We start from the raw sequence: 11,808 nt of genomic DNA on the forward strand, positions 1-11,808 counted from the left end.
TGAAGGCAGGAGGCAACCCACCCCTAACCCCTCCCAGGAGGGGAAGGCAGGAGGCAGAAGGTTTTCTTTCATTGTCACCTTAATTTTATACACGCTCCGATGCTATCGGACATGATATAACTCCCAAAACCCTTGTATTGCAAAAAATGCGGCCTCTTAATATGTACTTTATAAATCAGCTCTAAATCCAAATCCTTACACTAAAGATACATCAAGATTTATCGATCATGACAATTAGGAGTTGTCTATTCAAGATTAGATAAACTAGCGCTAACGCTATAAAACTAGAGAAAAAATGATCTTACATTGTCATGGAATGATGAGGATAGAACTCAAGCTAAGGAAAAGGCAGGTTACATTAGAATAATCACACATAATACTGCAAATATGCAAAGTTGAGAAAAATCAAACAGCTAATCTATTAAGTAATATCCAATTCTACGATCACGAAGTTTCTTAATTTTCTTAATTTAAAAAAAACCAGCCACAATAACTAGCTGGCAGAAATTACTGTATTTGGAGATTGACACTTAACCATGCAAGAAGTTTAGCCGACTATGAATTTTGGAGCTTTGCTGCTGATTAACTCAACTATGATATACATACTAAAACTATAGTTACTATTGAATAGCATAAGTTTATACTTTTCAATAGACGTAATATTTCTACAAATTAATATAAGCCTGCATTTTACCGAAAAGCGACGTTGAGAGCAAGCGTGTTTTAACCGGGGGATGAAAACAAGCGAGTCGTTTAGACTAGACAACTTTAGTTGTCCTGTGCTATTATCTGGAGATACAAACGTAAGCAGCAAAGCATGGTTTAGACGCTATGCCGACTGTGTAGGGGCACTTTGACTTGTCCCCAAAGAAATCTTTGGTCAGCTAAGGAGTAACGAAGCAACAAGGATTTATCCTGTTCCGTAGTATCAACTTAGAATCCCCTCGGCAATAGCTGCGGGGAGTAGTCAATTAAGCAAGCTTAACTTATCAAAAAATCTACCATTGTTTGTTTAATAGTGCAACCTTTCTTTATATAATCTGATAATTAAAATCTGCCTACATATATCATATAAACTCCCCATACAGAAAAAATACAAGCTACAATAGTTGACCAGACAGGATGGCCATTATTAATGATTTGACCATTATCAGCTTTTAAGTTATTTATATCTATCCAAGGAATAGCCCCTCTCCTCCACCAACCAGTAACAGTTATAGACTTACCAACAAGATAGTCAGAATTAGTTAGTGCAGGCCAGAGGTTACCAATAGGACCTAATTGAGAAGAATAATGTAACTTTATCAGTCCTTCTGTTGTTTGTAAGATCAAATCTTGTCCCAACAAATTACTTATCCCACTCTTGCCGAGTAGTTGGCCTTTGAGCTGAATTGGCTGACTATCTAATGGCAAAGTTTCTGGAGCAGTTAGCAATTCTAGCAAATTAGGATGTTGCAAAATTTTAGCTGGTTTAATATCGGGAAAAAAGTGATTAATCCTAATAAAAATACCAATACTAAAACCTATAGCTAAAGAGCCAACTAAAATCGAAATATCTCCCCATAACCAATCAAGTCTCCAAAGACCAACAGTAGATGAAATTCCACCTATTAACCAAAATAAACCAGCAAAAAGTAGACCTATTAACATTCCAAAAAAAGGCGCTCCCTGAAGTAAAAGTTTCTGTAAATTAAAACTTGGTGTAGTTAAATATTTCTCTTTTTGATTCTTACTTAACTGATTTTTTTCAATGGCATTAGCATTGAGATTTTCTAAATTCAGCTCAGTCTCTAGCTGCCAAAAATTAGCATATAAAGATAATATTTTTAACCGCTTGCCAAGCAAAGGATGGCTATCATTAATTGCCAACCAATGACTATATGGATTGACAATATCCCAGTTGAAAATTGATTCAAAATTACTATGCGAACAAACACTACCAACAGTAATAGCTTGATTTATTCCGACTGGCATCAAGAGTTCAAAACTCTCTAATAAATTTCTAACTTTCCCTTGATTTTGTATATCATTAGCCATTTCAATTGTAATTTTCAGAATACTTCGTGTCAGACCATTAGGATTTCCTGTTAAATTACAAGCTAGGCGATCGCTATAATAGACTCTTCGACGAGATAACCATAAAATCGGAAATTTTAGCAACCAATATAAGCCATAACTAAGAGTAGAAATTATTGCAGCGAATACTCTAAAACCGGATACTAAAATAGGTAAACAAGATTTGATGAATTCTGGTAAAAAATCAGGTAATCCGCACTCAACAAAATCTAATACCCAATCTGCCCAAAAAGTTAATTGCCAATAAATAGTGTAGGGAATTTGAAGTATCAAAGTAGCTATAGACATTAACCAAAAATCTCCATTTTTAACATGACTAATTTCCCTGGCATAAATGGTGGCAATTTCATCTTCTGCTAATTTATCTAACAATCCCTGACTAACAACTATTCTGAAAAAACGAGGCAACCATCCATAACTGAATGCTATAGGAACATCTATTGGTAAAATCTTTAATTTAATTTTTTGTATTTTTCGTTTTTGACAAAAGCTACGGAGTAGTTTATTGGCTTCTTTACTGTAATTAATTAGAGTTGTTGTTGGTAAGTTTTGGAGACCATAACCAAGGATTAATAATCCATCAATTAACCAGGGAGAGAAGACAAATAATACTGTCAGAAAAATTATAAAATTTCTAGTTGGGTCTCGGTAAAAAATTTGAATTGGTCGGAAATAAGGCATCCAAACTAGAAAATCATTAGTAATATCTAAAGTTAACTTTAATATCGTCAGACTTAGCCAATACAGACTAGCACCAATAACTATTTTTTCTAGCCAAAAAAGTGTTAAGTTAGGAGATTTAAGTTGACGACCTCCTTTTGCTCTTCCCGCTTCACGCCATATTATTTTCGATGAGCGATCGCTTATATCTTTAGCAATATCTGTTGATTTTTTATGGGGTTGATTTGAGGGTTTTGAATTGGAGTTATTAATTTCAGTTGATAAAGGTTGTGTTTGATTTTTTTCTGTATCTATATCATTTTGATTTGACTGAGGATGTTCTACAAAATCTGAGGGTTGATTAGAATTTTTTACCGAGTTATTTATGTTCGATAAATTAATATTTTTTTGAGATTGTTTTTGATTATTTTTTGCTGAGGCATTTTGCTCTGAAGTGGGATTAAATGGAACAAATCCTGTTTGAATTTTTTGTTGTTGATGTGGGGGAGGTAATGGTGGGGGTTTAGGAGCAGAAATACTTGATTTTTTAGGATTTTTTGGCGGATATTTTTTTAATAATTCTTGGAGGTGACGATGAGCAAAAGTTTGAATTTCATCATTAGATATTTTTGTTAAATTACGGCATAGGGTAATGGCTTTATCTATTTGTTTAGTTTGTTCATAAGCTACTATTAAACCCATCTTTGCTTTTAACTTTTGCTTCAGGGGTTCTTGTTGAGAAATTATTTCTAGATGAGCGATCGCCTGTGGATAATTTTTTTGTTTAAGAGCAAGTAAGCCAGCTTTTAGGGATGGTTTTTCCGGCACATAGTCACCTGTAGCAGAGGATTTATTATTTATCATTAACTAATTTTTTTATGTTGATACTTTTATGAATTAGTCATATCAAAAGGAAATCCAATAAAATTATATGACTTGAACACAATCCTAATCAATAATTATCGCCAAAAAGTAGAATTATTATAATATTTTATTATTTCGATTCCTTTTTCTGACTTCTCCTCTTAAGTATAGCAATTCCCATAATACCATTTCGGGTGCATCTCAATGCGTGAATAAAGCCAAAAAATTATCGCTTTTAGGGAACAGGGAACAGGGAACAGGGAACAGGGAACAGGGAATATATATAGTAAAAAAAAGTATTTTTGCTTGCTATGAGATGCACCCACCATTTCTCTATCACAATGCGCTTAATAATTGTTGCTCAGACTGATTATACTGACTATTTTCATCGGGTGCATCTCAATGCGTGAATAAAGCCAAAAATTTATTGCTTTTAGGGAACAGGAAACAGGGAACAGGGAACAGGGAATATATAGGAAAAAAGTATTTTTGCAAATATGAGATGCACCCTTTTCATCTTTATATTAAGTGCAGCAAAGCCGTAGAAATGTTATAAGGAATAAGGTACAAAATTTGTTAGTTTAAGGGAACAGGGAATAGAACCAATTTGGTATATTTGCCAAGATTCATGTTTTTGGTATAGGATTCAGAACTCAGGAATCAGAATTCAGAATATAGAGGGATATAATACAGGAAAAATATTGAAAAATACTATATATACTCGCCATTTAATCTAACATGATATTTCATTAATGGATAATTGATAATTACCTCGGGTTTTAACCGCTACGGAATTGAATATAAGGAAACATTATTTCTTCTCTTGGTTGATTGGATATGGTTAGGAAACCCATCCATCCGGAGACCGCTTTTTTCCCCTTAAAAGGGGAGGCTTCAAGGCGCGAATTTTTTAATTATTAATTATTAATTATTCGGTAAGCATTTCCTCCGGAATACTGCGCAAACAGCCGTCAGCTATTAGCTAGCCTCTTACAGAGGAACTGCGTTAACAGCTATTAATTTTGAGGAATATAAAAGCAACCTTTGAAATTGAAAAAGAATAAAAAATTACTGCCAAAGTCCCTGGACAAAACCTGAGAAGTAATTATTCATTACTAATTGCTGTTTGCGTAGCATTCAGTTTGCCAAGCATTCCGAAGGAAAGGAATAGCTGACTGCTGATAGCTGAATACTTACCATGATATAATAGGCACAACCACTCTAGATACCTCAGGGTATTTCATTAAATTATGACAATAGAAAATTATGGCGTTTTTTATGTTGCTGCTGGTAAAAAATATGTTGATGAAGCCTGCACATCTGCTCAAAGCCTCAAAGAAATAGACCCATATTTGAAAATATCTATTGCTTGTAATCAGCAACCAAAAGCTCCAGATTTGTTTGACAATATAATTGTAATTGATGAACCTGTGAAATGTAGAAATGAAGGTTTACTATTTAAAACTAAATATTTATATACTTTATCTCCCTATGAAAAAACCCTTTTTGTAGATACTGATACATTTTTTATAGGTGATATTAAGTCAGGTTTTGCTATCTTGGACTACTTTGATGTATCGATGACTTTAGATCCTCCTGATACTTACTACCCCGTTTCATCTGATGGTGAAAAAATATACTGTAAACCTGTAAATACTGGAGTTATCTTTTATAGGAAGAATGAGGCTAACGATCGCCTGTTTCAAGAGTGGTTGAAAATTTATTCGGAAAAATTATCTCAAAATAGTCAATTACGACAGAGCGATCAAACTTCATGCACAGAAGCATTAATGAACTCAGAATCAAGGTTTTATCCTTTATCTAGTGAATGGAATACTCGGTTTTGCTTTATTAATACTCTTCAAGAACCTGTGAAAATTCTACACGCTTACTCAAGTAATATTGAAAAAATTGCCGAGCGTGTTAACTTGGAACCAAATAAACTAAGAGCTTGGGTTCCTCATCTTAGAAGATGTATTGTTTTTCGTCCTTATACTTGGAGACATAGACTGGGAAAAATTAGGGACACAGTTGTTAAATGGTTGCCTAGTTCTTGAGAGTGTAATTAAATGTTGACAAGTCAAGCACTATATCTTTGCAAATTTGAGGTAATGATTATCCTACAGCAAGCAATCAAGTAAGAGCTGATTTGTAAACTTCACTAAAAGTCTTATATTACCTAACTTTTAGTAATTTGGAGTTTACTGGACAATATATCTTCAAACCTAAGTATAGAAAGCTATTAAACATCTTAATATTTACTTTATAAATCAGATATAAAACCCATTCACAAAAACATTAACTTTTATATAATACAGAAATTTACGAAATAATCTCAAGTATCAATCGCCAGATCACAAAAATTACTGAAATAACCTCATTGACAAGCAAAATTCTTAAATTTGATTATTTCTAGTTAAGAAAATTTGCTCAAAATCTGAATAACTTCCCAAGAAAATAGCTCTCGTGAAGGAAAACTTTAAAATTATTGAATGAATGATAAAAGATAATGCTGTACTGAACACAAATAAATTGAAATAAGAGATTCCTGAATCTAACCCCTTTAAAGCATAAATAAAAGCTAGGTGAAGGTAGAGAATACTCATTGATGCTTGACCTAATGCTCCCATGATTTTAGATAGTAAAGGTGCATATTTAACCAGTAATTTAGAGATATCAATCAACAACAAAATTAGTCCAATTGCTAACAATAAACTAAACACTGGCATACCATAATTAGCCCGTTTCATGTCCATGCCTAAAAGAGACCAAGACCAGAGATTAGAAGTTTGATTTGAATATAATGTCATACATAATACAAAAAACAAAACAGAAATAGAAATAGTAGAATTGTTTCTCTCACTATATAGTTTTCTATATAAAAACCCGATTAGAAAAATCGAAGTTCCGGCTATAGCAACATGAGCGTTTTGAGGAAGAAAAATCTGCTTAAAAAATAGATAATTTAAATAGCTTAAGCCACTCAATCCAATAATATAGAATATGACCTGCTTAGGATTAACCTTCCTAATTATAAAATTTGCAAGTTGCTGAGTAATAAAAAAACAGGTAGTAAACCAGAATGCTGATGTTAGCCCCCATAAGAAAGTTCCTCCGATAATGGGATTCACAATCAATTTCAGGATATCAACAAAAGAAAATCCCTGTCTTTGTGGAAGGAGAGTTATCAATTGTATAGGATATAATAGAAGAATAAAAGCAATATAAGGGACAATTAAATGAACAATTTTCCTCTTAAGATAGACTTGGTTATCATATTTTGATGAATAGAGAAATCCTCCAATAAAGAAAAAAAGGGGCATACTAAATATGCCAAGAAAATATCGTATTTCTCCAGTGTAAATATGACTAGCTACTACAAGAGTAATCCCAATTCCTTTTAAGGTATCAATCCATTCAAATCGTTTCATATTCATAAACTATGCAAATACGATCATATAAATTATATCAAATCTTTTCGCTTGTGGGTAATAGAACTCCTAGGAAACAAAGTTTTTGGTTAAGCTTTTAAATCTTTCCATATAATTACAATTAGAAAAAACTTATTGAAATTACTTTATGACTCTGAAAATATACAACACCCTGACTCGTCGCCAAGAAAATTTTGAATCTCTAGAACCAGGCAAAGTTAAGATGTACTGTTGCGGTGTTACAGTATATGACTACTGCCATTTGGGTCATGCTCGTTCATATATTGCCTGGGACACAATACGTCGATATCTAATGTGGCGGGGCTACCAGGTACGATATGTGCAAAACTTTACTGATATAGATGATAAAATCCTGAATCGAGCCAGAGAAACAGGTACTTCTATGGAGTCGGTGGCCGAACGCTTTACAGAGACTTATTTTGAGGATATGAAACGGTTGAATGTGCTAGAAGCGGACGAATATCCTCGGGCAACTCAGACAATAGATGGAATTAAACAGTTAATCAACGACCTGGAAAAAAAAGGTTTTGCTTATTCTGCGGGAGGGGATGTCTATTATCACGTGCGGGAATTTACCGAATATGGGAAATTATCTGGCCGTCGTTTGGAGGAAATGCAAGCTGGGGCAAGTGGTAGAGTTGGGGAAGAAAATTTAGAGACCTCTAAAAAGAAAGACCCATTTGATTTTGCCTTATGGAAAGCAGCAAAACCGGGGGAACCTGCGTGGAATTCTCCCTGGGGAAAAGGAAGACCAGGTTGGCATATTGAATGTTCGGCAATGGTGCGAGAGTGTTTAGGAGAGACTATTGATATTCATGGTGGTGGGGCGGACTTAACTTTTCCTCACCATGAAAATGAAGTGGCCCAGTCGGAAGCATTAACTGGAAAGTCTTTGGCTAAATATTGGTTACATAATGGCTTTGTCACAATTAATGGGGAAAAAATGTCAAAGTCCCTTGGTAATTTTACCACGATTCGGGATTTATTAGACAAACCTGTAGACCCAATGGCTGTAAGAATGTTTGTTTTGACTGCCCAATATCGAAAGCCTATTGATTTTACCCCTGAAGCGATCGCTTCTGCGGAAAATGGTTGGAATACGATTAAGGAAGGTATATTATTTGCTTATCAATATGGTTCTCAGTTGGGATGGGAAACGCCAGAAAAAGTATTATCTGAAAAGACAAATTTATTAATTTCTCAAGTCGAACAATTTCAGAAAGTAATGGACGATGATATTAATACTCCTGGTGCTTTAGCTGTTTTATTTGAATTAGCTAAGGAGTTACGTCGAGAGGGTAATATATTAGTACATGAAGGCAAAACTGAAACATCTTTAGAGGAATTACAAAAACAATGGATAACTCTTGTAAAGTTGTCACAAGTATTAGGTTTAGAATTTCAACCAAATGCAGAAATTAATGGTGAAGTTGGAGGTTTAAGTGATGCTGAAATTGAGTCTTTAATTCAGCAACGTTTAGCAGCAAAAAAAGCCAAGAATTATTCTGAAGCAGACCGTATTAGAGGTGAACTACAAAGCCAAGGTATTAAACTAATAGATCAACCTGGTGGTGCAACACGTTGGCATCGAAATTAGTTAATTTGTAAGCATTCAGCGGTCAGCTAACAGCTATCAGCTATTGCTTTTAGTTAGTGATAAAAACTTTCTTAATTGAGAAATGAAAAATCTTACTACAAAAGTCAGCTCCAAAGTCTATATTCATTTAAACCCCTTTCTTAAGCACAGGGTCTTATTGCTGATAGCCGACGGCTAATAGCTGAATGCTTACGTTAATTTACAGTCTATTCGGTGGTTTATGAAGTACATTAGGGAGCAGGAAATAGAGGAATAGGGAGTAGGGAGTAGTAGGGACTTTGCACGTAACGTCCATACAGAGTAGAGAGTAGGAAAGAATATAGTTTTTCCTGTCCTGAGTATTTTGTTAAATAAGCTTTCATTATTTGGACTCTGAAATACTGTGCCACATTTACATGAGACTTCTTGCAAAAGTGTTAATTAAATCAATTAAAAATATGAAATCAACAATTTCATCTCTCTATTCCCTATTCCCTATTCCCTATTCCCTACTCCCTACGAATGTCAAATTTTCACTCGACAAATTATTAATATGAAACCCGAACAAAGGATTTCTATTTCCCTATCTAATATAGTGTTAATTATTAGTAGTTTTTTACTACTAATTCTGCTATGGCAAGTGCGAAGTCTCATCGTACTTTTAATGGTTGCAGTGGTTTTAGCTGCATCAATTTCACCATTAGTAAGCATCACAGAAAAAATGAAATTACCTCGTTGGTTCGGGGTAATCATAGTTTATTTAACTCTCATTTCTGGATTGATAAGTATAGCTTTAACTATTGGTCCACCAGTATTCGATCAAATTGAAACACTTTTACGACAATTACCACTATTTTCTGAGAGTATTGGGGAGAATATTGAAGATTTTATTAGTTCCTTAATTCAAAATCCACCCGAGTGGATTAATCAAATTTTTGATACTAAATCTGTCACCAGTTGGGTAATTCGTTCTAGTCAACAATTATTACTACGTTCTTATAGTTTAACTAAAGGTGTATTGGGAGGAGTAGTTAGTTTAATATTAGCTTTATTTATTTCAGGTTATATGTTATCAGATAGTAAAACCTTGATTAATAGTTTACTAAAACTTTTTCCTCAACCTTGGGATAAAAGGCTGGAAAATCAAGTTTTTCCTGTTACTCAAAGAATGGGAGGTTATATTAGGGGACGTATCATAGTTTCTGCTATTTTAGGCATAGCAACTACTACTGGTTTAGGATTTTTAGGATTGCAAGATTTTTCTCTAGGTTTAGGAGCAATAGCTTCTGTTACAAATTTAATACCTTTTATTGGTCCAATTTTAGGTGCTATCCCGGCTTTAATTGTTGCTATTGCTAAAGGTGGATGGTTATTTTTGTGGGTAATAATTTTGTATTATGTTATCCAAAATGTGGAAACTTATGTATTAGATCCTTTACTGGTTGGTTCTTCTGTTGGAGTACATCCTTTATATCAGTTATTATCAGTTTTAGTGGGAATTCAATTATTAGGAATTATCGGTGCTTTGATTTTTCCACCTTGGTTCGCTGGTAGTGCTGCTTTGGTAGAAAATTTATATTTAAAACCTAAATTAGAAGCAGAAAATATGCAATCTCTAGTGACTAATAATGGCGATCAGAATTCACCACCCGTGACTTCTTGATTTTAGTTTTGAGGTGTTATGGCAGAAGGAAGAAGGAAGAACGAAGAAGGAAGAAGGTGTTTAGTTATCTATAGTAATCCTAAATCATTTGTGATAATTTTATTGCTTCGGTGTTTCTCTTTTCTTGTTCTCTATTCCCTAAAATCTACAATACCTCACAGCTCAAAGCAGAAGGAAGAAGAAAGAAGGAAGAAGACATTTAGTTATCTATAGTAATTCTCAATCATTAACCTTCCCCTTTTAAGGGGAAAAAAAGCGGTCGAGGGATGGCGAGATATCCTCGCCATATCCAATGGGCCAAGAGAGGAAATAATATTTCCTTATATTCAATACAAGAACGGTTTTAACCAGAGGTAATTATCAATTATCAATTATCAATTATCCATTATCAATTAATGAACTCCATATCTTTTTCACAACACTTTGTTTCCAAATTCCAGATAAAAATGTTCTATTATTCTAGGGATTTAAAATTCATAAATTGGTAGTGCTAAACAAGTAATAATTATTGCATAATAATTATTGAAATTTAACCCTTGAAAATTAAATTCAACGAATATACTAATCAATACTCTTACATCTTGAGAACTTATAAATTTAGTCCTTGCTATACGAGTAGGTCTTTTAACGGTTGTGCAGAAAATATCAGATAATTTAGGATATCCTTGAATTGAAGTAAGACTTTCATACTTTTTACTACAGAGTTAAGTAAGATTTACAAATCATTTAGGATTACTATATAATTAATCGACTATGCTCTGTTTACCACATAGCCTTAAATATATTTATGAATATACTCAAAATTATCAATCCGCATATTTTAGCTGTAACAAGCAATATAATATAAAAGTAGTAAATATTGACAAGGATGTGGTCATTTCAGTTATCAGTTATCAGTTATCAGTTATCAGCACCTCTGCCTGTTTGCGCAGCATTCCGCAGGAAAGTCAGAGGCTTGAAATATTGTGGATATGGCGAAGAAAACTCGCCATCCCTCAACGGCTTTTTCATCCCCTTCAAAGGGGAAGCTTGAGACCTTATTTTTTGGTCAAGAAAATATTTTGCTCTCTGAAATAATTATGTATAGCTCTATATTTTTATAACAAAACAGCTCTTAACTAGGGAAAATCAGGGGGGTAAATACAGAAAGCGAAAACTTCTCTAAAATTTATCAAACTTAACTCATAACTATTGTAAGCATTCAGCAGTCAGCCATCAGCTATCAGCTATTGCTTTTACTTTAGGATAAAAGCTTTATTAATTGTCTTACCACAAAAGTTGCCTTCCTTGCCCTTAAAGTCTATTTTAATTTAGGGTTTGCGCTCAAAAGTCTGATTGTGATGATAGGGAACAGGGAACAGGGAACAGGGAACAGGGAAAAGTTTAGACCATCTGCTACGGCCAATTTTTTTGATACTCAGGGGAAAAGTATTAGCATTTTGAGGCAAAAACAGCCAAAAACCTTGCACTTTTTAAAGGCCAAAAAAGGCTGAAAGCAATATCAGTCAATGCGCGTG

At 33.9% G+C, this 11,808-nt stretch carries 5 protein-coding genes; 3 read left to right on the forward strand and 2 right to left on the reverse strand.

Annotated features, from left to right (window positions below):
• Nucleotides 1-1,047 precede the first annotated feature (1,047 nt).
• Nucleotides 1,048-3,600: a zinc metalloprotease HtpX gene (locus tag F6K54_RS29755; RefSeq protein ID WP_293085887.1), complete on the reverse strand. Its 2,553-nt coding sequence runs from the start codon at nt 3,598-3,600 to the stop codon at nt 1,048-1,050.
• Nucleotides 3,601-4,850: 1,250 nt separating this feature from the next.
• Between F6K54_RS29755 and F6K54_RS29760 the strand changes: the two genes are divergently transcribed.
• The gene (locus F6K54_RS29760) at nt 4,851-5,657 is read left to right on the forward strand and encodes a putative nucleotide-diphospho-sugar transferase (protein ID WP_293085890.1); all 807 of its coding nucleotides are present in this window, start codon (nt 4,851-4,853) and stop codon (nt 5,655-5,657) included.
• A gap of 339 nt (nt 5,658-5,996) precedes the next feature.
• Here F6K54_RS29760 and F6K54_RS29765 read toward each other — a convergent pair whose 3' ends face one another.
• Nucleotides 5,997-7,037: an acyltransferase family protein gene (locus F6K54_RS29765; RefSeq protein ID WP_293085893.1), complete on the reverse strand. Its 1,041-nt coding sequence runs from the start codon at nt 7,035-7,037 to the stop codon at nt 5,997-5,999.
• Nucleotides 7,038-7,179: 142 nt separating this feature from the next.
• Between F6K54_RS29765 and cysS the strand changes: the two genes are divergently transcribed.
• Both cysS and F6K54_RS29775 read left to right on the forward strand, forming a co-directional pair.
• Nucleotides 7,180-8,649, forward strand: a complete 1,470-nt coding sequence (cysS, locus tag F6K54_RS29770) for a cysteine--tRNA ligase (protein ID WP_293085896.1) — start codon at nt 7,180-7,182, stop codon at nt 8,647-8,649.
• A gap of 532 nt (nt 8,650-9,181) precedes the next feature.
• Nucleotides 9,182-10,291, forward strand: coding sequence for an AI-2E family transporter (locus F6K54_RS29775; RefSeq protein WP_293085899.1), 1,110 nt, complete (start codon nt 9,182-9,184; stop codon nt 10,289-10,291).
• The last annotated feature ends 1,517 nt before the right edge of the window (nt 10,292-11,808 follow it).

Origin of the sequence: Okeania sp. SIO3B5, assembly GCF_010692555.1 — a bacterium.
Taxonomy (GTDB): Bacteria; Cyanobacteriota; Cyanobacteriia; order Cyanobacteriales; family Microcoleaceae; genus Okeania.